At 71.6% G+C, this 24,032-nt stretch carries 18 protein-coding genes; 16 read left to right on the top strand and 2 right to left on the bottom strand.

What is annotated here, in order from left to right; translation table 11 throughout:
- Positions 1-237: 237 nt before the first annotated feature.
- The 5 genes from ACZ4WV_RS31935 to ACZ4WV_RS31955 all read left to right on the top strand — a co-directional run bounded on the left by ACZ4WV_RS31935 (position 238) and on the right by ACZ4WV_RS31955 (position 6,006).
- Positions 238-1,104, top strand: coding sequence for a helix-turn-helix domain-containing protein (locus ACZ4WV_RS31935; protein WP_465752135.1), 867 nt, complete (start codon positions 238-240; stop codon positions 1,102-1,104).
- Positions 1,097-1,297, top strand: coding sequence for a DUF397 domain-containing protein (locus ACZ4WV_RS31940; protein WP_465752136.1), 201 nt, complete (start codon positions 1,097-1,099; stop codon positions 1,295-1,297). The genes ACZ4WV_RS31935 and ACZ4WV_RS31940 overlap by 8 nt, the downstream gene beginning before the upstream one ends.
- 117 nt (positions 1,298-1,414) lie before the next feature.
- Positions 1,415-2,926 carry a serine hydrolase domain-containing protein gene (locus ACZ4WV_RS31945; RefSeq protein ID WP_465752137.1) on the top strand — a complete coding sequence of 504 codons (1,512 nt, stop codon included), beginning with the start codon at positions 1,415-1,417 and terminating at the stop codon, positions 2,924-2,926.
- Between the two features lie 302 nt (positions 2,927-3,228).
- Positions 3,229-5,460, top strand: a complete 2,232-nt coding sequence (locus ACZ4WV_RS31950) for a transglycosylase domain-containing protein (RefSeq protein ID WP_465752138.1) — start codon at positions 3,229-3,231, stop codon at positions 5,458-5,460.
- 129 nt (positions 5,461-5,589) lie between these two features.
- Positions 5,590-6,006, top strand: coding sequence for a hypothetical protein (locus ACZ4WV_RS31955; protein ID WP_465752139.1), 417 nt, complete (start codon positions 5,590-5,592; stop codon positions 6,004-6,006).
- A 68-nt stretch (positions 6,007-6,074) separates the two neighbouring features.
- Here the strand turns inward: ACZ4WV_RS31955 and ACZ4WV_RS31960 are convergent, their stop codons facing one another.
- Both ACZ4WV_RS31960 and ACZ4WV_RS31965 read right to left on the bottom strand, forming a co-directional pair.
- Positions 6,075-6,269, bottom strand: a complete 195-nt coding sequence (locus tag ACZ4WV_RS31960; protein WP_465752140.1) for a ferredoxin — start codon at positions 6,267-6,269, stop codon at positions 6,075-6,077.
- 8 nt (positions 6,270-6,277) lie between these two features.
- A complete protein-coding gene (locus tag ACZ4WV_RS31965) occupies positions 6,278-7,510 on the bottom strand; it encodes a cytochrome P450 (RefSeq protein WP_465752141.1) in 1,233 nt (410 codons plus the stop codon).
- Between the two features lie 438 nt (positions 7,511-7,948).
- Between ACZ4WV_RS31965 and ACZ4WV_RS31970 the strand changes: the two genes are divergently transcribed.
- From ACZ4WV_RS31970 to ACZ4WV_RS32020, 11 genes are all read left to right on the top strand, one after another.
- Positions 7,949-8,611: a DUF4097 family beta strand repeat-containing protein gene (locus tag ACZ4WV_RS31970; protein WP_465752142.1), complete on the top strand. Its 663-nt coding sequence runs from the start codon at positions 7,949-7,951 to the stop codon at positions 8,609-8,611.
- Positions 8,612-8,911: 300 nt separating this feature from the next.
- Positions 8,912-9,646, top strand: a complete 735-nt coding sequence (locus ACZ4WV_RS31975; protein WP_465752143.1) for a helix-turn-helix domain-containing protein — start codon at positions 8,912-8,914, stop codon at positions 9,644-9,646.
- Positions 9,647-9,679: 33 nt separating this feature from the next.
- On the top strand, positions 9,680-10,852 hold the full coding sequence (locus ACZ4WV_RS31980) for a damage-control phosphatase ARMT1 family protein (protein WP_465752144.1): 1,173 nt from the start codon (positions 9,680-9,682) through the stop codon (positions 10,850-10,852).
- A 142-nt stretch (positions 10,853-10,994) separates the two neighbouring features.
- Positions 10,995-11,471 (top strand): carboxymuconolactone decarboxylase family protein, encoded by a 477-nt coding sequence (locus ACZ4WV_RS31985; protein WP_465752145.1) that lies wholly within the window; start codon positions 10,995-10,997, stop codon positions 11,469-11,471.
- 253 nt (positions 11,472-11,724) lie between these two features.
- Positions 11,725-12,477, top strand: coding sequence for a response regulator transcription factor (locus ACZ4WV_RS31990; RefSeq protein WP_465752171.1), 753 nt, complete (start codon positions 11,725-11,727; stop codon positions 12,475-12,477).
- A gap of 12 nt (positions 12,478-12,489) precedes the next feature.
- Positions 12,490-14,091 carry a sensor histidine kinase gene (locus ACZ4WV_RS31995; protein ID WP_465752146.1) on the top strand — a complete coding sequence of 534 codons (1,602 nt, stop codon included), beginning with the start codon at positions 12,490-12,492 and terminating at the stop codon, positions 14,089-14,091.
- 124 nt (positions 14,092-14,215) lie between these two features.
- The gene (locus ACZ4WV_RS32000; RefSeq protein ID WP_465752147.1) at positions 14,216-15,595 is read left to right on the top strand and encodes an oxygenase MpaB family protein; all 1,380 of its coding nucleotides are present in this window, start codon (positions 14,216-14,218) and stop codon (positions 15,593-15,595) included.
- 358 nt (positions 15,596-15,953) lie between these two features.
- Complete coding sequence (locus ACZ4WV_RS32005) at positions 15,954-17,498, top strand: cytochrome ubiquinol oxidase subunit I (RefSeq protein WP_465752148.1); 1,545 nt, start codon at positions 15,954-15,956, stop codon at positions 17,496-17,498.
- A 29-nt stretch (positions 17,499-17,527) separates the two neighbouring features.
- Positions 17,528-18,619: a cytochrome d ubiquinol oxidase subunit II gene (gene cydB, locus ACZ4WV_RS32010; RefSeq protein WP_465752149.1), complete on the top strand. Its 1,092-nt coding sequence runs from the start codon at positions 17,528-17,530 to the stop codon at positions 18,617-18,619.
- 4 nt (positions 18,620-18,623) lie between these two features.
- Entirely contained in the window at positions 18,624-22,169 is a 3,546-nt protein-coding gene (cydD, locus tag ACZ4WV_RS32015) for a thiol reductant ABC exporter subunit CydD (protein ID WP_465752150.1), read from the top strand.
- A 25-nt stretch (positions 22,170-22,194) separates the two neighbouring features.
- Positions 22,195-24,015 carry a sensor histidine kinase gene (locus ACZ4WV_RS32020; protein ID WP_465752151.1) on the top strand — a complete coding sequence of 607 codons (1,821 nt, stop codon included), beginning with the start codon at positions 22,195-22,197 and terminating at the stop codon, positions 24,013-24,015.
- Positions 24,016-24,032 lie beyond the last annotated feature (17 nt).

Here is a 24,032-nt window from a genome sequence, read left to right on the forward strand (position 1 = left end):
AACTGGAACAGCTCCCACAACTCGTCCGGCACCAGCCGCTCCACGATCATCACCCGCGAAGCCTACCCAGCGATCCAAATGAGATGTCTTCTTAGACATTTCTGACGGCCCGTCGGATCGAGCTGTGAATGACGATAGCGCAGCCCGCCACAGATTTGTGGCGGGCTGCGAAAAGTTACCTCTAACGTGGCAGCGGCTCTGAGGCACACTGGTCTCACGACCTGCAGAGAGGACGCCATGGCGCTTCGATCGAACCCAACTCTCCGCCAGCGGCGGCTGGGTGCCGAGCTGCGCAGGATGCGGGAACAAGCCGGCCTCGGTGGCAGTCAGCTCGCCCGCGCGCTGGGCATCAATCCGGCCCACGTGACGCAGATGGAGAGTGGGAAGACCGGCATCAGCGTCGAACGCCTGCGCACGATCGCTGCGTTGTGCATGTGTGTCAACGAGCCCCTGATCGATGCCCTGGCGGACATCATTACGGATCGGGACAAGGGCGGTTGGTGGGAGGAGTACCGAGGGCGCCTCTCGCAGCACTTCCTAGAGATGGCTGAGATGGAGGGCCGGGCCCATGGACTCTCGACCTACACCATGGCCTTTATCCCGGGGTTGCTGCAGACCGCTGCTTACGCTTCTGCAGTCTTCGCCCGGGGATTCCCGCTTCTGCCGCAGCATGAGGTCGACCTGAGAACCACCTTCCGTATGAAGCGCCAGAACGTGGTCCGGTCCGGTGGAACCCCGTATTCTGCCTACATTCACGAGGCGGCGCTGCGCATGCAGTTCGGCGGGCCTAAAGTCCAGGCCGAGCAGCTTGCCAGCCTTATCGAGGACTCCGAACGGCCAACCATCTCGATCCGGATCGTCTTGTTCGACGTGGATACTCTTCCGGTCAACCACGAGAACTTCACGTACGTCGAAGGCCCGATCCCTGAGCTCGATACAGCGCAGATGGATTCAGGCGTCGACAGCGTGCTCTACGATGCGCCGGCTCATACCGCCCAGTTCCGTTCCTTGCTCAACCGGATCGGCTCGGCGGCGCTCTCGGAGGAGGAGTCCCGGGAGTTTATTCGATCCCTCAAGAAGGATATGGAAAGCAAACATGTCTGACTCTACCTGGCAGAAGTCAAGTTACTCGGCGGCCAACTCCGAATGCGTCGAAGTTCGTACGGTCAACGGGGTGATCGAACTTCGTGAATCCGACGAGAGTGACATCACCGTGCGCACCTCACCGCTCAAGTTCGCGGCGTTCCTCCGGGGTGCGAAGGCGGGCGAGTTCGACCACTTGATCGCTGACGCCTAGCAACTGCTCCGGCGGTCGAGTCTCTGCGCCCGGGAACCCCACCCTCTGCAACATCGTTTCAAACGACGTTCGAATGGGTGGGGCGCTCTGCTCCGCCCGTCACCGGGAGGGGGAACCGTGTCGAAGGACAGGTACAAGGAGTTCTCGGCCACCGTGGACCGCGAGGTCGCGAAGCTCGTGGACCGCGCCAACCAGGAGGCCGCGCAGGCCGTCGACCGCGCACTGGGCAGGACGGCCCCCGTGGGGGCGTTCGACACGGCGCACTGGCAGCGTCGGCTTGAGGAACTTCTCGCCACCCACCGCATCCCGGGTGCCGCACTGGCGGTGCTGCTCGGCGGGGAGATCCACGAGGTCGCGGCGGGAATCCTCCACACCGGTACGGGTGTCGAGACCACTACGGACTCGGTGTTCCAGATCGGTTCGGTCAGCAAGGGCTACACGGCCGCCCTCGTCCTGGCCCTCGCCGACGCGGGCAAGATCGACCTGGACGCGCCGGTCGTCACCGTTCTGCCGGACTTCGCACTCGCCGACGCCGAGGCCGCCCGCACCATCACTTCTCGTCAGCTGCTCAACCACACCAGCGGTATCGAGGGCGACTACGTCAACGACACCGGTCGAGGCGACGACTGCCTGGCCCGCTATGTCGCCGGTGCGCGCGACGTGGGCCTCACCAACCCGCCCGGCGCCACCATGTCCTACTCCAGCACCGCGTACAACGTCCTCGGCCGGATCGTCGAGGTGGTCACCGGCCGCACCTGGGACGAGGCGCTGAAGGAATTCATCTGCGAGCCGCTGGGCCTGCGGCACACCATGACCCTGCCCGAGGAGGTGCTGCGCTTCCGCGCCGCGATGGGGCACATGGGCGAGCCCGGCGAGGATCCGACGCCCACCCCGATGTGGAACATGCTGCCCCGCTCCGCCGGACCGTACGGCGGGATCTGCGCCACCGCGGCCGACGTGGTCCGTTTCGCCCGGTTGTTCATCGACGGTGGGACGGCGCCGGACGGCACCCGGGTGCTGTCCGCCCAGGCCGTGGAGGCCATGCTCGCCCGTGAGGTGGAGATGCCCGACCAGTGGTTCCTCGGGGCCCACTGGGGCCTCGGCTGGGGGCTGTTCGAATGGGACGGCGCCCGCGGGTTCGGCCATGACGGCAGCACCTTCGGCCAACTCGCCTATCTGCGAGCCATCCCCGAGAAGGGCCTCGCCATCGCCCTGTTGACCAACGGCGGCGGGGCCGCGCCGAAGGTCCACGAGGCCCTCTGCCGCGAACTGAGCGCCGAACTCGCCGGCGTCACCATGCCGGCCTTCGGGCCGGCCGAGAACCCCCCGACCGTCGACCCCGCGCCGTTCACCGGCAGTTACAAGCGCGAGGGCTTCCTCATGACCATCACCGCCCCCGGCACGGGCGAAGGCCTGCTGGACCTGCGCTACGAAGGCGTCGAAGGCCTCGCCGGCACCTTCGACCCGCTCGTCTGGCACCTCACGCCCGTGTCCGACACACCTGCCAAGACCGTTTTCGCGGGCCGCCGCAACGACAAGGACGCCTGGATCCCCGTCGTCTTCTACGCCCTGCCCGACGGCACCCGCTACGTCCACTTCGGCGTCCGCGCCACCGCCAAGTCCGGCTGACGCCGGAGGCCCCGCGTCTCGAGCGAAGCCGCCGCGGACGCCCGGGGACGCCCGCGCCGCCGAGGACGCATGCAACGTTTCGCGCCGGTCGAGGCATCAAGATGATGGAGGAGCGGAGCAGGGGAGGGCGGCCGCGCGGGAGGGATCACCGGTCGGATTCGGACGAATGAATTCCCTGCACATTCTCTTAGTTCGTACACGATTGTCCCAGCCGTGTCGATTTGGGGCGTATGGTGCGAGGTCGTGGCGGGTATGTGAGAAAAACTGTTCGAACAGTGAACATCTGGCGTTAGCATGCCGGAATGGAATCGAATACCACGCCGATAGGGAATTCCTCCGACGGTGCGGACCCCCGCCCGTCACGCAACGGGCCACTGCGGCTGGCCCGCCTCGGCGCGACCTTCGTGGGCGTCAGCGGGCTCTCCGGAGTCCTGCTGGCAGGCCTCGTCCTGCCCGCCGTCGGCGCGATCGGGCTGACCGCCAAAGACACGGCGGAGAGCTTCGACAACATCTCCGACGATTTCAGGACCCCGCCGCTCACCCAGGCCACCCAGATCTTCGACGCCAAGGGCGGCCTGATCGCCAAGGTCTACGAGCGGGACCGCACCGTCCTGAACGCCGATCAGATGTCCCCGTACATGCGGCAGGCGCAGGTCGACATCGAGGACGCCCGCTTCTACGAGCACGGTGCCGTCGACCTCAAGGGCGTGCTGCGCGCGCTCAGCAAGAACGCGGAGAGCGGCACCGCCTCCCAGGGCGCCTCCACGCTCACCCAGCAGTACGTGAAGAACGTCAACGTGGAGAAGGCCGGGGACAACAAGGACGCCGTCCTGGAGGCCCAGCGCAAGACCCTGGGCCGCAAGATCCAGGAACTGAAGGTCGCGATCAAGCTGGAGGAGGAACTGTCCAAGGACCAGATCCTCACCAACTACCTCAACATCACCTTCTACGGGAACGGCGCCTACGGCGTGGAGGCCGCGTCCCAGCGTTACTTCAGCAAGAGCAACAAGGATCTCACCATCGCCGAGGCCGCCACCCTCGCCGGCCTGGTGCAGAACCCGTCCCAGTACGACCCGAAGCTGCACCCGCAGGCCGCCCAGAAGCGGCGGGACACCGTCATCGACAAGATGGTGGAGAACAAGCACCTCACCGCCGACCAGGCGAAGGAGGCGAAGGCCGCGCCGCTCGGGCTCAACTACAAGGAGCCGCAGAACGGTTGCATCACGGCCAAGGCCGGGATGGGCTTCTTCTGCGACTACGTGCGCCACGTCGTCAAGCAGGACCCGGCCTTCGGCAAGTCCGCCGAGGACCGCAAGAAGCTCTGGGACACCGGCGGCCTGAACATCTACACCACCCTGGACCCGGACAAGCAGGCCGCCGCCCAGAACGCGGTGAGCAGCAACGTGCGGGTCACCGACAGCGTCTCCGCCGCCGCCACCATGGTCGAACCCGGCACCGGCAAGATCCTCGCCATGGCCCAGACCCGCCCCTACGGTCTGGTGGAGGAGAAGAACCAGACCGTCGTCAACCTCAACGTCGACTCGGCGATGGGCGGCGGCAACGGCTTCCAGCCCGGCTCGACGTTCAAGCCGATCGTCGCGGCGGCGGCGCTGGAGGCGGGCCTGCCGGCGACCCAGGAGTACTCGTCCCCGAACAAGCTCGAGTACCCGACGATGAAGACCTGCGAAGGGACCTGGAAGAACGACACCCGCCCCAAGACCGTGGTGCCCAACGAGTCCGCGAACGAGAAGGGCCCCTACCAGCTGAAGATGGCCATGGCGCTCTCGGTCAACACCTACTTCGTGCAGATGGAGCAGGAGATCGGCCTCTGCGCGGTCAAGCAGATGGCCAACAAGTTCGGCGTCACCACCAGGGCCAGCGGCAAACCGCTGGAGGAGGTCCCCGCGATGGGCCTGGGCGTCGAGGAGATGAGCCCGCTGACCATGGCCAACGTGTACGCGACCTTCGCCGCCGAGGGCAAGCACTGCGCCCCGATCGCCATCAACAGGATCGCCACCGTCGACGGCAAGGACGTCCCCGTCCCGGCCGGCCGCTGCGAGCAGGTCTTCTCCGAGACGACGGCCCGGGCGATGAACACCGTCCTGAACGGCGTGACCGAGAACAACGGCACCGGTGCCGCGCTCAGCCTGGAGGGCAATCGGCAGATCGCCGGCAAGACCGGCACCTCGGACCACAAGAAGGCCGCCTGGTTCGACGGCTACACGCCGTCGCTGGCCACCGCCGTCTGGCTCGGCGGCCCCGCCGGGGGCGTCGAGATGCGCAACATCACCATCAACGGGAAGTTCCACACCGAGGTGTTCGGCGCCGACGGTCCCGGCCCGATCTGGCGGGACGCCATGAACCAGGCGCTGCGGGGCACGCCCAAGCAGTCCCTGGCGATGGCCGACATCCCCGACCCGGCACCCAAGCCCGACCCGAACAGCACCGCGACGGGCGCCGCGACGGGCACGGCTACCGGCGCCGTGACCGGCCCGGACGCCCCGGCCGGCACCCCGGCCGACCCGCAGCACTGACGGCGGTCGCACCGGCGGCACCTGGGGTGGGCCTGGACCCACCCCAGGTGTGGGTCCAGGCCCGTGTCCGACCGCTCGGCGCCTCCGTAACGTCGTCGCCACCACGACACGGAGGACAGGACCATAGCGATGACCGCGAGCTCGAACCTCGACAACTCCCGTACCCGGGAAGCCTTCACGACCATGAGGAAGTGCCTCGCCCTCTTCGGCGTGATCGGCGTCATCGTCCTCGGGACCGTCTCCGTGACGGCCTTCGTGGGGCAGGGGGGCACGCCCTTCATGTGGATCCGCGCCGTCATCCTCCCCGCGCTGGCCCCGCTGTTCCTCCGCATGGCCGCCCGCGCCGAGGTCGGCTCCTACCAGGCCTTCGACCGGATCCGGACCATCTCCACGGTCATGCCGATCGCCGTCCTCGGCGTCGACCTCATCCCCGGCATCTGCCCGCCCTGGTACGCCGGCATGCAGGGCCTCTCCGCCCTCGCCGTGCTGCCGGTCGCCTTCCTGATCCGCAGCGCCGCCCTCAAGGCCGCCTTCCCCAAGCAGTGACCCGGGCGGCCCCGCGCCGTAAGTCGGCCGAGCCGACTTCCTGCGCAGCGCTAGCTAGACAGGGGCGGTCATCCGGCGGCCACGGTGATGGCCTGGACCGGGCAGGCTTCGGCGGCCTCGCGGACCATCGGGTCGTCCGCCCGGTCCGTGCCGCTCGGGAGGAGTTCCACGACCCCGTCGTCGTCCTGGGTGAACACCCCGGGCGCGTGCCGGGTGCACATGGCCGCGCCGATGCAGCGGGCCGTGTCGATGTCGATACCCACGGGGGCTCCTACCAGGTGACCGGCAGCGTGGGCACGCTGCCTTGCAGCACGTACGGGGGATTGGCCCGCACCTGGTCGGCGGGGACGGCCAGGCGCAGGGTCGGGACGCGGCGGAGCAGGACGGTCAGCGCCGTCTCGATGACGGCCCGGGCGAGGTTCTGGCCGACGCACTGGTGGATGCCGTACCCGAAGGCGACGTGGCGGCCGGCCTTGCGGTCGATGTCCAGGGCGTCGGGCTCCTGCCAGGCCTCGTGGTCCCGGTTCATCAGCATCAGTGAGACCAGGACGCCGTCCCCCGCCCGGATGGTCTGACCGGCCAACTCGATGTCCGCCGTGGCGACGCGCGGCAGTACGTCGGCGACCGAGGTGAGCCGGGTCAGTTCGTCGACCGCGCCGGTGGTCAACTCGGGGTCGGCGCGGAACCGTTCGAGCTGCTCGGGGTGTTCGAGTAGGGCGAGGACGGCGGCCGCGATGGTGCTGGAGGTGGTGTCGTCGCCGCCGGTCAGCAGGATCGCGCAGAGCGCCACCAGCTGGTCGCCGTCCATGCCGCCCTCGTCCGGCCGGGCCGCCAGGAGGTCGTCGATCAGCCCGGTGCCCGGTTCCTGCTCCTTGCGGGCGATGAGCTCGCGCAGGCGGTCGAGGATCTGGTCGAAGAGCTTCACGGCCTCGCCGGGGGCGTTCCCGCCGGACGGCGCGAGCACCTGGCGGGTGCGCTCGGCGATGTAGCGGCCGTCCTCGTCGGGGACGCCCAGCAGCGCGAAGTTGGCCGCGCAGGCGAGCGGCAGGGTGTACGCGGTGACCAGGTCGGCGTGGACGCCCCCGGCCAGCATCGCGGTGACCAGCTCCTCGGCGATCCGCTCGATCCTCGGGCGCAGGGCGGCGATCCGCCGGACGCCGAAGGCCGGGATCACCATCCGCCGCTGGTGGCCGTGTTCGGGATCGTCCACGCCGCTGAGCGGCGGTGAGAACCCGGCCTCGGCCTGCTCGGCGGACTGCGGGGTCAGGGCGGGGAAGGCCGGATGCCGGACGTCGACGGAGACCCTGGGGTCGAGCAGCAGGGCGCGGCCCTCCGCGCTGCCGGAGACCAGCCAGACCTCCCGGCCGTCGTACAGGGTCACCCGCGACAACGGCCCGTCCGCGCGCAGGCGTTCGTAGCCGTCGGGCATCCGGAAGGGGCAGCTGCGCGCCATCGGAAAGGCGGGGGCCTCGCTGGATGGGGTGCCGGTGGCTGTCACGATCATCCTCACCTTCCGCCCGTCGAGGCGATCAAGGAGTCAAGCCGGCGCGGACCGACACCCGGTGTCGAGCGGGGATCGGGTGATCAATCATGCCAGAGGCTCCGTCTTCGGATGACGGTGTGGATGGACATCAACTGCCGCTGAAGTAAGTCATTTTGACGTCTCATCGGCTCATCGGTGAGTGCGTTGCCCGCCACCCTGGCCGGGGGATCCCGGCCGGATGGCCCCGCGTGGCGTTCATTTTTCAGTCGTTGCAACGCTCGGCACGGGTAACGTTGCGTTCTCATTACGCTTGATGCAACGATTTGGCTGCGTCTGCCTGTGTGAATGGCGATCTGACGCAACGAACGTGTTGCCAAGTCAATGAACGCAACGTAGCTTTTCCGTTGTCAGAAACGACGGGCCGACAGGGACCCGCCGAACGATGAGGGAGAGAGAACGATGCAGACCTTCGCCACCGCCGCCCCGATCGCCGCCATCCTGGAGATCCCCGCCGGCCGCCTCCAGTTCATCGCCGCCGACCGCACCGACACCACCGTCGAGGTCCGCCCGGCCAACCCCGGCAAGAGCCGCGACGTGCGGACCGCCGAGCAGACCACCGTCAGCTACGCCGACGGCGTCCTGCGGATCCACACCACCGAGGCCAAGAACGCCCTGGTCGGCCCCGGCGCCGTCGAGGTCACCGTCCAACTGCCCGTCGGCTCCCGTATCGAGGCCCGCACCGCCGGCGCCGAACTGCGCGGCGTGGGGCGCCTGGGCGACGTGGACGTCGAGGGCGCCTACCGGCAGATCAAGGTCGACGAGGCCGCGAGCCTGCGCCTGACCGCGGTGGACGGCGATGTCGAGGTCGGCCGCCTCACCGGGCCGGCCACCATCAGCACCGCCCGCGGCGACATCCGCGTCACCGAGGCCGTGCGCGGCACCGTCACCCTGCGCACCGAGTCCGGCAGCATCACCGTCGGCGCCGCGGCGGGCAGCTCCGCCGCCCTCGACGCCGGCACCGCCCACGGCCGGGTCACCAACTCGCTGCGCAACGACGGCACCGTCGACCTCGACATCCGTGCCACCACCAACCACGGCGACATCACCGCCCGCAGCCTCTGAAGAGGTCAGGGACGACCGGCCGCCTCCGGGCCGCGCCAGGGCAGGTGCCCGTGCGCGTCCCGCGCGGCGCCGGACCGGCGGCCCGTCCGGTGGCTGTTTCCAGCCGGGGAAAAGCTCCGTTGCATTTTTCCGGCGGGCAACGAGTTCGCGGCGGCGGAACGCCTTGGTTCTGGTGGACATCCGCATGCCGGGGCGCCTCGATCCCGCCGAACGCAACGGACCAGCCCACGGCTCGTTGCAATGAACCGAGGGCGGCGCTACCCTGGCCGGACCCACGGGACGCCCACGGAGGAGACCGCGATGCCGGGAGGCAGGCTCACCCAGCAGGAACGCCAGCAGATCGCGCTGGGCCTGGCCGACGGCCTCGCGTACGCGGAGATCGCCCGGCGCCTGGAGCGGCCGACCTCGACCGTCACGCGCGAGGTGATGCGCAACGGCGGTCCCACCGCCTACCGGGCCGAACTCGCCCACCGGGCCACCGAACGCCGTGCCCAGCGCCGCCGGCAGCCTGCGCCCCGGAGCGCGGGCGCGCCGGCGACCGACGACGGGCGTGACGTCGACGCGGTGCGCGAGTACGAGGAGCTGTTCGCCGCCGTCTTCATCCAGTCGGGCCTGCCCAAGATGACGGCCCGGGTGCTGGCCTGCTTCTTCACCGCCGACTCGGGCGCCCTCACCGCGTCCGAGCTGGCCCAGCGCCTCCAGATCAGCCCCGCGTCCGTCTCCAAGGCGATCGCGTTCCTGGACGGCCAGAGCCTCGTCCGCCGGGAACGGGACGAACGCCGCCGGGAGCGCTACGTCGTCGACGACGACGTCTGGTACCAGTCGATGATGGCCACCGCCCGCTCCAACGCCCGCTTCGTCGAGATCGCACGGCAGGGCGCCGGCGTCCTCGGCCCCGCCACCCCGGCGGGTGTCCGGCTGGAGAACGTCGCCCGCTTCATGGACTTCGTGGCGGAGAGCATCGCCCGCGCCGCCGAGCAGGCCCGGGAGATCCTCCACAGCAAGCCCGCGACCCCCTCGGACACCACCGACTGACCGCACCCGCCCCCGCAGGAGACGAGCCCCGACGTGCCGACCGCACCCGTGATCCGCAGTGACGTCCCCGGCTCCTTCGCCTGGGGCGTGTTCCACGAGCGCCACCCGAAGCTCCTCCGTCAGGTCCTCGACACGCTGCCGTACGGACCGTCCGAGCGGGCGACGGTGGAGCGGCTGGCGACGGAGAGCACCACCGGCGTCCTCGAACCGCTGCCGGAGGGCGCCCACGACCGCGACCGCTGGCTCGCCTGGGGCGAAGGGCTGTGGGGGCGGCCGTGGGGTGAGGCGCCGTTCCTGTGGGCGGAGAGCTACTTCTACCGCCGACTGCTGGACGCCACCGGGTACTTCGGGCCCGGCGCCTGGCAGGGCGTCGACCCGTTCGCGCCGTTCAAGGACGCCGAGCTGGCCGGCACGGCGGTGGACGGGGAACTGGCCGCCCTGGACGGGCTGGCCGGTCTGCCGGAGCGGCAGTACGGCGAGGCGCTGCTGTCCTCCGCGCTGTGGGGCAACCGGGCGGACCTCAGCTTCCGCATCACGGCAGGGACGGAGACCACCCCAGCCGCCGAGGTCCCCGACCTGCTGGTGGACGACAGCGCCGCGCTCTGGGCCGCGTTGGACGCCGCCCCGGGCGGGCGCGTCGCCGTGATCGCGGACAACGCCGGCCGCGAGCTGCTCCCGGACCTGGTGCTGATCGACCACCTGCTCACCGACGGCCGGGCCGCCGAGGTCGTCCTGTACGTCAAGCCCCAGCCGTACTTCGTCTCGGACGCCACCATGGCCGACGTCCTGGCCGTGCTGCGGCGACTGCGCGCCGCGCCGGGCCGCGCACAGCTGATCGGCCGACGGCTGTGGCAGGCCCTGCACGGCGGCGGACTCACCGTCCGCACCCACCCGTTCTTCTGCGCGCCGCTGCCGTACCACGACCTGCCCGCCGACCTGCGGGCGGAGCTGGCCGGGGCGTCGCTGACCGTCCTCAAAGGTGACCTCAACTACCGGCGCCTGGTGGGCGACCGGCTCTGGCCGCCCACCACCCCCTTCGCCGGGACCACGAGCCACTTCCCGTCCCCCGTCGCCGCCCTGCGCACCCTGAAGTCGGACGTGGTCGTCGGCGTCGACGCGGCCCTCGTCGCCGCCCTCGACCGTACGGACGGGGCATGGCGCACCAGCGGGCGCCATGCCGTCGTCCAGGTCAACGGCCGGGACTGAAAGGCGGCCTGCGAGGCCCGGTGGAGGGGGACGGCGCGACGCGAGGACGGAGTGACGCAGGACACATCGCGGGCCGGTCACAAGCCGCCCGGCTGTCCTGTCTCCATGGCAGCAACGACACACGACTCCGAGGGAGCACGCCATGGAAGCCCGACTGGACGCCGCCGCCAGCCCGATCATCGGCAAGGTCTTCAAGCACCTCATCACCGCCAACAAGTCGATCGCCGACTCGACCGTGCCGTACGCCACCCAGGAGCTGGTCCGGCTGCGGGCCAGCCAGATCAACGGCTGCGGCTTCTGCGTCGACATGCACTTCAAGGACGCCGTGCACGCCGGGGAGGAGGCGACCAGGCTGAACCTGGTCGCGGCCTGGCGCGAGGCCACCGTCTTCACCGACGCCGAGCGGGCCGCCCTGGAGCTGGCGGAACAGGGCAGCCGGCTGGCCGACGGCGACGGGGTGAGCGACGAGGTGTGGGAGAACGCGGCGAAGCACTACGACGAGGAGCAACTCGCGGCGCTGGTCTGCATCATCGCCCTGATCAACGCCTTCAACCGCGCCAACGTCATGATCCGCCAGCCCGCCGGCGGCTACCGGCCCGGTCAGTTCGCCCAGCACTGAGGCACCGGACGCCGGCGGCCGGGAAGTCCACTCCCCGGCCACCGGCGCATCCGGGTACGCTCGCGCCCCCTCCGCACACCACCGAGCCCGTCCCCGTGGGGCTTGTCACCCAAAAACCGACCGATAAGGTGTTAATCCAACATTCATCCATGCCGCATAGCCTCCTAGAGCTAGCCTCATGCTGAACGTCATCGTCCGACCGGGAGGCAAAACCCCCGTGCAAGGCACTGTCACCACACCGGGCGGCCCCGCCGTGGCCGGGGGCCAGGGCGAGGCCTTCCTCCTCGTCGTGGACGACGAGCCGAACATCCGCGAGCTGCTCGCCGCGTCGCTGCGCTTCTCCGGATTCCGGGTCGCGTCCGCCGCGAGCGGGACGGAGGCACTGGAGCTGATCACCGCCGAGCGCCCCGACCTCGTGGTCCTCGACGTCATGCTGCCCGACCTCGACGGCTTCACCGTCGTCGAGAAGCTGCGCGAGCGCACCAGCCGCGGCCAGATCGCCGGACCAGCCCACGGGCACCCCGGCGACCACCTGCCGGTGCTCTTCCTCACCGCCAAGGACGGCGTCGGCGACAAGGTGCAGGGCCTGGCCGCGGGCGCGGACGACTACGTCACCAAGCCCTTCAGCCTGGAGGAGCTGATCGCCCGCATCCGCGCGATCCTGCGCCGGGCCGGCGGACCCGCCGAGGACGGCCGGCTGGTCGTCGCCGACCTCAGCCTCGACCCGATCGCCCACGAGGTCACCCGCGCCGGCACCCCCGTCTCGCTCTCCCCGACCGAGTTCAAGCTGCTGCACTACCTGATGGCCAACGTCGGCCGGGTGGTCTCCAAGGCGCAGATCCTCGACCACGTCTGGGCCTACGACTTCGGCGGCGACCTCTCCATCGTCGAGTCCTACATCTCCTACCTGCGCCGCAAGCTCGACTCCGGTCCGGCGCACGGCCCCAAGCTGATCCACACCGTGCGCGGCATCGGCTACGCGCTGCGCCGCCCCCCGCAGGGCTGACCGGACCCGCCCGTGCTCGCCCGGTTCTCCTCCAGGTTGTCGCTGCGCGCCCGACTGCTGGTCCTCGCGCTCGCGCTGGTCACCACCGGGCTCGCGGTCAGTGACACCTTCGTGCTCGGCACCGTACGGGCCCAGCTGGTCGAGCAACTGGACGAGCAGCTCCAGCGGTACGGGCTGCCGCTGTCCCGCAAGCCCCCCGGCCGCCCCACCACGCCGGACAGCGTCAAGCCGGCCGTCACCGGGCGGCGGATCAGCCTGCCCAGCCAGTACCTGGTGCAGTACCTGTCCTCGGACGGCAAGGTCCAGGCCGTCATGCGCCAGCCCGTCTCGGACAGCGACCCGGCGCCGCAACTGGCCGGGCTCGACCCCAGCCGCACCGCCCCCGACGTCCCCTTCAACCTGCCCGACCAGCGCGGCGACCACAGCTGGCGGGTGCTGGTCCTGCCGCTCCAGACCCCCCGCACCGCCGCCCCCAACCCGGGGCCCACCTCGACGCCCACGTCCACGCCCACGCCCACGTCCACGCCCACGTCCACGCCCACGTCCACGCCCGCGCCCACCCCCGGCCCCGGGGCCTACGCCGCACCGGCCACCAGCCCGACCTATGTCATGGTGGCCGTCTCCCGCGAGGACATCGACGCCACCACCGACAAGCTGCGCACCTCCTTCCTGGCGATCGGCGGCGCCGTCTTCGTGCTGATCGCCGCACTCGGCTTCTTCGCGGTCCGGGCCGGGCTGCGGCCACTGCGCCGGATCGAGGAGGGCGCGGCCCGGATCGCCGCCGGCGAACTGTCGCACCGCATGCCCGAACTCTCCGCGGGCACCGAGGTCGGCCGGCTGTCGATCGCGCTCAACGGCATGCTCACCCAGATCGAGGCGGCCTTCGCCGCCCGCGCCGAATCCGAGGCCCGGATGCGGCGCTTCGTCGCGGACGCCTCGCACGAGCTGCGCACCCCGCTGGCCGGCATCCGCGGCTTCGCCGAGCTGTACCGGATGGGCGCACTGCCCACCGAAGCCGACGTCAAGCGGACCATGACCCGGATCGAGAGCGAGGCGGTGCGGATGGGCACCCTGGTCGAGGACCTGCTGGTGCTCGCCCGGCTCGACGAGGAACGCCCGCTCGACCTCGCCCCGATGGACCTGCGTACCCTCGCCGCCGACGCGCTCCACGACGTCACCGCCCTCGACCCGAGCCGGCCCGTCGCGCTCACCGGCCCCGCGGGCACCGGCGCACCCGGCGCGGCGCCCGTCCTCGGCGACGAGGCGCGGCTGCGGCAGGTGGTCACCAACCTCGTCGGCAACGCCGTCAAGCACACCCCGCCCGGCACCCCGGTGCGGATCGGCGTCGGCGGCGGAGCCGACGGCACCTGTCTCCTGGAGGTCGCCGACTCCGGCCCCGGCCTCACCGAGGAACAAGCCCAGCGGGTCTTCGACCGCTTCTACCGGGTCGACGCCTCCCGCAGCCGGGACAACGGCGGCGGCGGCGGACTCGGCCTCGCCATCGCCACCGCCCTCACCCGCGCCCACGGCGGCACCCTCACCCTGGACACCGCCCCGGGCGCCGGCGCCACCTTCCGGGTCGAACTGCCCGCGAACGGCGACAGGGCTTCCTGAGTCCTCGCCTCGATCGAGTGAACCGCCACCGTTCACCCGGTCCGCCGCTCGATCGCGTGCGACCGTGCAGCCGTTGCTCGTGCGAGTTCGCACGGGCTGATCACTGGACGGGAAAAGGTGTCTCATGAGCGCGCTCGTTGCTGAGGTGGCCGATGTGTCGTTCAAGCGCGACCTGTCCGAGTGGCGGATCGGCCTCGTCGCCTGGCGCCTCCTGGTGCTCCAGGCCGCCGACCCGGTCGTCGGGGCCGGGATGGCGGAGCACTCCACCTACCGGGCGCACCCGTGGCGGCGGGTCGAGCACACCCTGGGGAGCGGCCGGCGGCTGTTCTACCAGGACGCGGAGGCGCTGCGGCGGGAGGTCGAGCGGCTGAACCGGTCGCACAAGCGGATCCGGGGGACGCTGCCGGACGGGCGGCCGTACGACGCACGGGACGCGGCGACCAGGGTGTGGGTGCTGCTGACACTGTTCGAGTGCGTGGTCGCCATGCGGCGGCTGGGCGGCGATCCGTACGACGCGGCGCAACTGGAGGCGGCCTACCGGGAGTTCCGGGAGGCGATCGCCGCCTTCGGGCTGCCGGAGGAGGAACTTCCGCAGGACGCCGCGGAGTTGCCCGGGTACTTCGCCCGGTACGCCCGCGAGAAGCTGGAGTTCACCGAGGCGGCCCGCTACCTGTTGGACAACATCCTGCGCGAGGCGCCGCGCCCCCGGCGGCTGTGGTTCCTCGGGGACACCGGGTGGCGGCTGGTGCGGGGGGCCGTGGCCCGGGTGATCCGGGAGCTGACGGTGGCGGACCTGCCGCCGGTGGTGCGGGAGCGGTTGGGGCTGGTGTCCTCCCGGCGGGCCGCGGTGCTGTCCGCGGTGCTGCACCGGGGTGCCGGGGCCGTCGTCCCGCTGCTGCCGGACGGGCTGCGCTACCGCTCCGCGGAGGAGGTGCAGCGCCCGCCGCGCCGGTTCCGGCCGTCCCGGGACGGGCGCGGGCCGCGGGTGGACCGGTTCTTCAGCGAGGTGCTCGACCAGACCGGCGACGGCTGGATCACCGTGCACGACCTCCAGGCGATGGCGCACAACGTGTGCTGGCAGCTGGAGTTGGACGATGACGCCGAGGCGCGGGTGTACCGGGCCTTCGAGGGCTGGTGGGAGCAGCTGCGCGCGGCGATGGACGCGGACGGGGACGGCAGGGTCAGCCGGGAGGAGTTCACGGCGGCCACCTTGGCGGCCTGCGACCGGGACGCGGACTACCTGGAGCGCGGGTTGCTGCCCGCGCTGCGGGCGGTCTTCGTCGCGGCCGACACCGATGGCAGCGGCTTCCTGGAGTTCGACGAGTACCGCGCGGTGTTCGGTGGGCCGCGGGTCCACCCCGCGGAGCTGTCGCACGGGTTCCGCCAGTTGGACGGTGACGGGGACGGGCGGATCACCGAGGAGGAGTTTTTGCGGGGTTTCGCCGAGTTCTTCACCGCGCGCGCCGACTCCACCGCGGGGGCCCAGCTCCTCGGCCGCCCGTAGCGCGCCGCCGCGTCGGCAGCTGTGCCGCGTAGCACGCCCCGTTCGCCGGTGCGAGCGGGGCGTCGTGCTGTCAAGCGCCGGTTCGGCCAAGACGGGCGCGCCCTCCGCCCGGTCGTTCGTTGCCGCGACCCCCGCCGGGTCCGCAGACTGTGCGGACCGCAGCGCAAACCGTGACGCATGGCACATGCCTGTCAACCCCACCCCACCTGCACTTCCGCCGTAAGGATGATGGATACTGGTGCTTGTGAACGTGTTCACGTTCACAAGCGGACAAGCTTGTGTCGTTGGGCTGCGGTCTGTGGCTGTCGATGAAGTTTGTCCTGAAACGCCCGAACGGGCCGGCTGGAGAGAGGGCGACGTGGACCTGGCAATCGCTCACGAGACCATCGCGCGATGGCAATTCGGCATCACCACCGTCTACCACTTCCTCTTCGTGCCGCTCACCATCAGCCTCGCCGCCATCGTGGCCGGGCTGGAGACCGCCTGGGTGCGCACGAACAAGGAGAAGTACTTCCACGCGACGAAGTTCTGGGGAAAGCTCTTCCTCATCAACATCGCGATGGGCGTCGTCACCGGAATCGTGCAGGAATTCCAGTTCGGCATGAACTGGTCCGACTACTCCCGCTTCGTCGGTGACGTCTTCGGCGCCCCGCTCGCGATGGAGGCGCTGATCGCCTTCTTCTTCGAGTCCACCTTCATCGGCCTGTGGATCTTCGGCTGGGACAAGCTGCCGAAGCGGATCCACTGCGCCTGCATGTGGATGGTCTCACTGGGCACCGTGCTCTCCTCCTACTTCATCCTGGCGGCCAACAGCTGGATGCAGCACCCCGTCGGTTACGCGATCGACCCGGCCAGCGGCAAGGCGCGGCTCACCGACATCACCGAGGTGCTGTTCCAGAACACCACCCTCACCGTCGTCTTCCACACCCTGACCGCGGCCTTCCTCACCGGCGCCGCCTTCATGGTCGGCATCGCCTCCTTCCACCTCTGGCGCGCCAAGCGCAGGCCCGAGACCGCCGACCCGAAGAAGACCGCAGTGATGCGCACCTCGCTGCGGCTCGGCCTGGTCATCGCCGTCGTCTTCGGCGCCGGCACCGCGCTCAGCGGCGACACCCTCGGCAAGGTCATGTTCGAGCAGCAGCCGATGAAGATGGCCGCCGCCGAGGCGCTCTGGGACACCCAGGCACCCGCGCCGTTCTCGATCTTCGCGGTCGGCGACGTCGGCAAGGGCCACAACTCGGTCGAGCTGGAGGTCCCCGGGGTCCTGTCCTTCCTCGCCAAGGACGACTTCAGCTCCGCCGTCCCCGGCATCAACGACACCGCCGCCGCCGAGGCCGCCGCGCACGGCGGCAACCCCAAGGACTACATCCCGAACGTCTTCATGACCTACTGGGGCTTCCGGTTCATGATCGGATTCGGGATGACCTCCTTCACGGCCGGCCTCATCGGCCTGTGGACCACCCGCAGGAAGTTCCTCCTGCACCCCGAGTTCCGCACCGGCGAGACCGAAGTGCCCCGGTTGATGCTCACCCCGAAGCGCGAACTCGGGCCAGTGCTCACCCGGTGGAGCTGGCGGATCGGCATCCTGACCATGGGCTTCCCGCTGATCGCCAACAGCTTCGGCTGGATCTTCACCGAGATGGGCCGGCAGCCCTGGGCCGTGTTCGGCCTGATGACCACGGCCAGCGCCGTCTCCCCCAACGTCGGCATCGGCACCCAGATCGGCGCACTGGCCACCTTCACCCTGCTGTACGCGGTCCTCGCCGTGATCGAGGTCCGGCTGCTGGTCAAGTACGCCAAGGCCGGCCCGGTGGTGACCGAGCGGCCCCCCGCCGAGGACCCGTCCCTGCGCGGTCCGGCTGCGGACGAGGACGCCGACAAGCCGCTCGCCTTCGCCTACTGACGCGCTCCACGTGGAACTGAGGATCTGACATGCAACTCCACGACGTCTGGTTCGTGCTGATCGCGGTCCTGTGGATCGGCTACTTCTTCCTCGAGGGCTTTGACTTCGGCATCGGCGTCCTCACCAAGCCGCTCGCCCGCGACACCGCCGAGCGCCGGGTGCTGATCAACACCATCGGCCCGGTCTGGGACGGCAACGAGGTGTGGCTGCTCACCGCGGCCGGTGGTACCTTCGCCGCCTTCCCGGACTGGTACGCGACCCTGTTCAGCGGCTTCTACGTCCCGCTGCTGGTCATCCTGGTCTGCCTGATCGTCCGCGGCGTGGCCTTCGAGTACCGGGCCAAGCGCGAGGGTGCCCGCTGGCAGCGCAACTGGGAGGAGGCCATCTTCTGGTCCTCCCTCATCCCGGCCTTCCTGTGGGGCCTGGTCTTCGCGAACATCGTGCGCGGCGTGGACATCGACGCCCACAAGGACTACGTCGGCGGCCTCGGGGACCTGCTCAACCCGTACGCCCTGCTCGGCGGGCTGGTCACGCTCGCCCTGTTCACCTTCCACGGCGCGGTGTTCGCGGCGCTCAAGACGGTCGGGGAGATCCGCGAGCGGGCCCGCAGGGCCGCCCTGCGGGCGGGTCTGGCGACCGCCGTGCTCGCCCTCGGCTTCCTGACCTGGACCCAGGCACACAGCGGCAACCCCCGGAGCCTGGTCGCGATGGCGGTCGCCGTGGCGGCGCTGCTCGGCGCGCTGGCGGCCAACCGGCGCAGCCGCGAGGGCTGGGCGTTCGCGCTCTCCGGGGCGACCGTCGTGGCCGCCGTCGCGATGCTCTTCCTGGCGCTCTTCCCGAACGTCATGCCGTCGGCCCTGAACCCCGGCTGGAGCCTGACCGTCGGCAACGCGGCCTCCTCGCCGTACACGCTCAAGCTGATGACCGTCGTCGCGGCCGTGTTCACCCCGCTGGTGCTGCTCTACCAGGGCTGGACGTACTGGGTGTTCCGCAAGCGGATCGGCGTCCAGCACATCCCCGGCCACCACGCCCCGGCTGCTCCCGCGGCTCCGGCCGTTCCGGCCGCTCCGGTCGCGCAGACCGCCCCCGCGGCGCCGGCCGCCTCGGTCGACCGGGTCTGACGTGATGAAGCCGGTCGACCCCCGACTCCTCGAACACGCCCGCACCACCCGGGCCTTCCTCGCCGGATCCGTGCTCCTCGGCGCGGCGGGCGCGGCCCTGGTGGTCGCCCAGGCGAGCCTGGTCGCCGAGATCACCGTCCGCGGCTTCCAGCGCGGCGCCGACCTTGGCGAACTGACCACGCCCCTGGTGCTGCTGGCCCTGACCGCCGTCGGGCGCGGGCTGGTCGGCTGGCTCACCGAGCTCACCGCGCACCGCTCGGTGGCCCGGGTGAAGTCCACTCTGCGGCGCCGGCTGCTCGACCACGCCACCGCGCTCGGCCCGTCCTACCTGGCGGGCCGGCGCACCGGCGAACTCACCACCCTAGCCACCCGCGGCGTCGACGCGCTGGACGACTACTTCGCCCGCTACCTCCCGCAGTTGGCGCTGGCCGTGGTCGTCCCCGTGATCGTGCTGTTGCGGATCGTCGGCGCCGACCTCACCTCGGCCGCGATCATCGCCGGGACGCTGCCGCTGATCCCGCTGTTCATGGTGCTGATCGGGATGGCCACCCAGTCCCGGATGGACCGGCAGTGGGACACCCTCGCCCGGCTCTCCCACCACTTCCTCGACGTCGTCGCCGGCCTGCCCACCCTCAAGGTGTTCAACCGCGCCCGCGCCCAGGCCGCCACCATCGCCCGGATCACCGCCGACTACCGCCGGGCCACCCTGCGCACCCTGCGCATCGCCTTCATCTCCTCCTTCGCGCTGGAACTGCTCTCCACCCTGTCCGTCGCGCTGGTCGCGGTCACCGTCGGCTTCCGGCTGGTGGACGGCTCGCTCGACCTGGAGACCGGGCTGCTGATCCTCGTCCTCGCCCCCGAGGTGTACGTCCCGATCCGCCAGGTCGGCGCGCTCTACCACTCCAGCGTCGAGGGGCTGACCGCCGCCGACGAGATCTTCCGGGTGCTGGAGACCCCGCTGCCCGCCGCCGGCACCCGCCCCGCCCCCGCGCTCACCGGCGCCGTGATCACCACCGAAGGCCTGACCGTACGGCACCCCGGGCGGGCCGTGCCCGCGCTGGACGGCGCCGCGCTGACCCTGCGTCCGGGCTCCAGCACCGCCCTCACCGGCCCGAGCGGGGCCGGCAAGTCCACCCTCCTGTCCGTACTGCTCGGCCTCACCACTCCCCAAGCCGGCAGCGTGCGGATCACCGCCGCCGACGGACGCAGCCACGACCTCGCCGAACTCGAACCGGAGAGCTGGCGCCGGCAGATCGCCTGGGTGCCGCAGCACCCCCACCTGTTCGCCGGGACGGTCGCCGAGAACCTGCGGCTCTACCGCCCGGAGGCGGACGACGAGCAGCTGTGGACGGCGCTGCGGGCCGCCCACGCGCTCGACTTCGTCACCGACCTGCACGCCGAACTGGGGGAGGACGGCGCCGGGCTCTCCGCCGGACAGCGCCAGCGCCTCGCGCTCGCCCGGGTGCTGCTCGCCGACGACCGGCCACTGGTGCTGCTGGACGAACCCACCGCCAACCTGGACGGCGCCTCCGAGGCCGCCGTCGTGGACGCCGTCCGGACGCTCGCCGAGGATCCGGCGCGCACCGTGCTGGTCGTCGCCCACCGGCCGGCGCTGCTGGCCGTCGCCGAGAAGCGGATCCGGCTCGCCGGGCCGGTGGTGGAGGCACCCGCGCGGGCCGTCGCCCCGCTGACCCACAGCGGGCGGCCGACCGCCGCCCCCGCCGTGCCCGAGCAGCCGGAGCCCGCGCCGGAGCCCGCCGCGTCCCGGCTGGCGCTGGCCGTGCTGCTCGGCTCGCTCGCCCTCGGCTGCGCCGTCGCCCTGATGGCCACCTCCGGCTACCTCATCTCCCGGGCCTCCCAGATGCCCCCGGTGCTCTACCTGATGATGGCCGTCACCGCCGTCCGCGCCTTCGGCATCGGCCGCAGCTTCTTCCGCTACACCGAGCGGCTGGTCTCGCACGACGCGGTGCTGCGCACCCTCGGCACCCTGCGGGCCGCCGTCTACCGTCGGCTGACCGTGCTCGCCCCGGCCGGACTGCCCGCCTTCCGGCGCGGCGACCTGCTCTCCCGGCTGGTCGCCGACGTCGACGCGATCCAGGACCGCTACCTGCGCTGGCGGCTGCCCGCCGCCGTCGCCGGCGTGGTCGGGCTGGTCTCGACGCTGGTCATGGGCGCCTTCCTGCCCGCCGCCGGGCTGGTGCTCGGCCTCGGGCTGCTGCTCGCCGGGGTGCTGGTGCCCGCGCTGGCCGCCCGCTGGTCGGCCGGCGCCGAGCGTCGCCAGGCCCCGGCCCGCGGCCACCTGGCCACCGCCGTGGTGGACGCCCTCACCGGCACCGCCGAGCTCACCGTCGCCGGCGCGCTCCCCGGCCGACTGGCCGCCGTCCGCACCGCCGACACCGCGCTGACCGGCCTGGCCGCCCGCTCGGCCGCCACCACCGCGCTCGGTACCGGGCTGATCGCGCTGCTCACCGGGCTGACGGTGGTGGGCTCGGCGGCCGTCGGCATCCAGGGAGTGCGCGACGGAGCGCTCGCGCCCGTCTGCCTGGCACTGGTGCTGCTCACTCCGCTGGCCGCCTTCGAGGCCGTCACCGGGATGCCGCTCGCCGTGCAGGCCCGCCAGCGCGGCCGGGCCGCGCAGGCCCGGCTGGACGAGGTGCTGAACGCCCCCGCGCCCGTCATCGAACCGTCCTCGCCCGTGGAACTGCCCCGGCAGCCGCTGCCCGTCGCCGTGCGCGGACTGACCGTACGGCACCCCGGGCAGGCCGTGGACGCCCTCGCCGGAGTGGACCTCGACCTCACCCCCGGCCGCCGGATCGCCGTGGTCGGCCCGTCCGGCTCCGGCAAGACCACCCTCGCCCAGGCGCTGCTGCGCTTCCTGGAGCCCGACGCCGGATCCGTCACCTTCGCCACCGGTCGTCCACAGGCTGTGGACAGCCGGGCACTCGCGGGTGAGGACGTCCGCCGGGTGATCGGCCTCTGCGCCCAGGACGCCCACGTCTTCGACAGCTCGCTGCGGGAGAACCTGCGGCTGGCCCGGCCCGGCGCCGACGACGCCGACCTGCGCGCCGCGCTCGCCGCCGCCCGGCTGCTGCACTGGACGGACGGGCTTCCGGACGGCCTGGACACCATGGTCGGCGAGCACGGCGCCCGCCTCTCCGGCGGCCAGCGCCAGCGGCTCGCGCTCGCCCGGGCACTGCTCGCGGACTTCCCGGTGCTGGTCCTGGACGAGCCCGCCGAACACCTCGACCTGCCCACGGCCGACGCCCTCACCGCCGACCTGCTGGCCGCCACCGAGGGCCGCACCACCGTGCTGATCACCCACCGGCTCGCCGGGCTGGACGACGGCAGCGTGGACGAGGTGCTGGTGCTGGACGGCGGCCGGGTCGCCGAGCGCGGCCGCTGGTCCGAGCTGGTCGCCGACCCGGACGGGCGGTTGCACGCGATGTGGCGCCGGGAGCGGGAGGCGGACGGCCTCCTGGAGCCGGCGGGCTCCCGGACGGCTGCGTTCCGGACGACGGCATCCCGGACGGCGGCATCCGTCTTCGGCTGAAAACCGTACAAACTAGGCTTTCTCCATGGACCCCACGCCGGACCTCCCCGAGGCCGCCCCCGAGCCGACACCCCACCGGGTGCCCGAGATCGCCTCGCTCGGGCTGGACACCCTGGTCACCGAGGTCGCGGAGCGCCTGCAGTCGGCCGCCGCGGTCACCGACCGGATGCAGCGGCTGCTGGAGGCGGTGGTCGCCATCGGCGCGGGGCTCGACCTGCACGCCACCCTGCACCGGATCGCCCTCGGCGCCGCCGAGCTCGTCGACGCCCGCTACGCCGCGCTCGGGGTGATCGCTCCCGGCGGAAACGGCCTGGCCGACTTCATCCACGTCGGCATCGATGACGACACCGCCGCCGAGATCGGCGAACTGCCCGACGGCCGCGGCATCCTCGGCGCACTCATCGACCGCCCCGAGCCGCTGCGGCTGGCCGACCTCGGCGCCGACCCGCGCTCCTCCGGCTTCCCGCCGGACCACCCGCAAATGAGGACCTTCCTGGGCGTACCGATCCGGGTCCGCGACGAGGTCTTCGGCAACCTCTACCTCACCGAGAAGACGGGCGGCGGAGCCTTCACCCCGGAGGACGAACAAGTGGTGCACGCGCTCGCCGCGGCCGCCGGCGTGGCGATCGAGAACTCCCGGCTGTACGAGGAGGGCCGCCGCCGGGAGCGCTGGATCGCCGGCGCCGCCGCCGTCACCACCGCGCTGCTCTCCACCGAGCAGGCCGAGGGCGCGCTGACCGTGGCCGCCGAGCAGGTGCGGGAGTTGGCGGACGCCGCGCTCGGCATGATCCTGCTGCCCACGAGCACCGGCGGGGCCGCGACCGAGGACGACGACGGGCAGATGCGGGTCGCCCACGCCTCCGGCGAGGCCGCCGAGTTCGTCCGCGGCGAACTGCTGCCCAAGGAGAGTTTCGCGGCCCGGCTGCTCGCGGGGGAGAGCGTCTACCTGGACGACATGTCCAGCGACCCGACCGTGGTGATCCGGCTCGCCCGCAGCTTCGGCCCGTCCATGGCCGTCCCGATGGTCGCCGCCGGGCGGGTGCTCGGCGGCCTCTGCGTCTGGCGCCCGCGCGGCGCCCTGCCCTTCACCGACTCCGAGAAGCAGCTCGCCGAGACCTTCGCCTCGCAGGCCGCGCTCGCCCTGCGCCTCGCCGAGGGCCAGCGCGACCAGCAGCGCCTCGCCGTCTTCCAGGACCGCGACCGGATCGCCCGCGACCTCCACGACCTGGTGATCCAGCGGCTGTTCGCCACCGGGATGATGCTGGAGAGCGCCGCCCGGCGGGCCGTCGTCCCCGAGGTGAAGACCGGCATCGGCAACGCCGTGGACGAGCTGGACGCCACCATCCAGGAGGTCCGCACCACCATCTACGCCCTCCAGCACGACAACCACGGGGACGCCCCCGACACCCTGCGCACCCGCGTGCTGCGGGAGGCCAGCCAGGCCGCCGCGGCGCTCGGTTTCAAGCCCTCGGTGAGCTTCGTCGGACCGGTGGAGAGCCTGGTCGGCGAGGCGACCGGGCGTCAACTCCTGGCAGCGCTCAGGGAAATGCTCTCCAACACGGCCCGGCACGCGCGGGCCTCCCGGGTCGGCGTGGAGGTCGACGCGACCGTCCACCTGGACGACGGCGGCCGGCCGGTCGGCGGCGACCGGGAGTCGCTGGACCGGCCCGGACGGCCCGGCGTGCTGCTCACCGTGACCGACGACGGGGTGGGCATCCCGGAGGGCGGCCGGCGCAGCGGACTGCTCAACCTGACCCGGCGCGCGGAGGCGCTCGGCGGGGCCGCCTGGCACGAGCGCGGACCGTACCGGAAGGGGACGCTGGTGCGCTGGACGGCCCGGCTGTAGGCGCGCAACAAGCGTTA

This window comes from Kitasatospora sp. NPDC029312 (assembly GCF_055569215.1).

What these genes read in the sequence shown, in the direction of transcription:
- ACZ4WV_RS31935 (WP_465752135.1), top strand. Translation starts at nt 238, where the DNA reads ATGGCGCTTCGATCGAACCCAACTCTCCGCCAGCGGCGGCTGGGTGCC.
- ACZ4WV_RS31940 (WP_465752136.1), top strand. Translation starts at nt 1,097, where the DNA reads ATGTCTGACTCTACCTGGCAGAAGTCAAGTTACTCGGCGGCCAACTCC.
- ACZ4WV_RS31950 (WP_465752138.1), top strand. Translation starts at nt 3,229, where the DNA reads ATGGAATCGAATACCACGCCGATAGGGAATTCCTCCGACGGTGCGGAC.
- ACZ4WV_RS31955 (WP_465752139.1), top strand. Translation starts at nt 5,590, where the DNA reads ATGACCGCGAGCTCGAACCTCGACAACTCCCGTACCCGGGAAGCCTTC.
- ACZ4WV_RS31965 (WP_465752141.1), bottom strand. Translation starts at nt 7,510, where the DNA reads ATGATCGTGACAGCCACCGGCACCCCATCCAGCGAGGCCCCCGCCTTT.
- ACZ4WV_RS31970 (WP_465752142.1), top strand. Translation starts at nt 7,949, where the DNA reads ATGCAGACCTTCGCCACCGCCGCCCCGATCGCCGCCATCCTGGAGATC.
- ACZ4WV_RS31975 (WP_465752143.1), top strand. Translation starts at nt 8,912, where the DNA reads ATGCCGGGAGGCAGGCTCACCCAGCAGGAACGCCAGCAGATCGCGCTG.
- ACZ4WV_RS31985 (WP_465752145.1), top strand. Translation starts at nt 10,995, where the DNA reads ATGGAAGCCCGACTGGACGCCGCCGCCAGCCCGATCATCGGCAAGGTC.
- ACZ4WV_RS32000 (WP_465752147.1), top strand. Translation starts at nt 14,216, where the DNA reads ATGAGCGCGCTCGTTGCTGAGGTGGCCGATGTGTCGTTCAAGCGCGAC.
- cydB (WP_465752149.1), top strand. Translation starts at nt 17,528, where the DNA reads ATGCAACTCCACGACGTCTGGTTCGTGCTGATCGCGGTCCTGTGGATC.
- cydD (WP_465752150.1), top strand. Translation starts at nt 18,624, where the DNA reads ATGAAGCCGGTCGACCCCCGACTCCTCGAACACGCCCGCACCACCCGG.
- ACZ4WV_RS32020 (WP_465752151.1), top strand. Translation starts at nt 22,195, where the DNA reads ATGGACCCCACGCCGGACCTCCCCGAGGCCGCCCCCGAGCCGACACCC.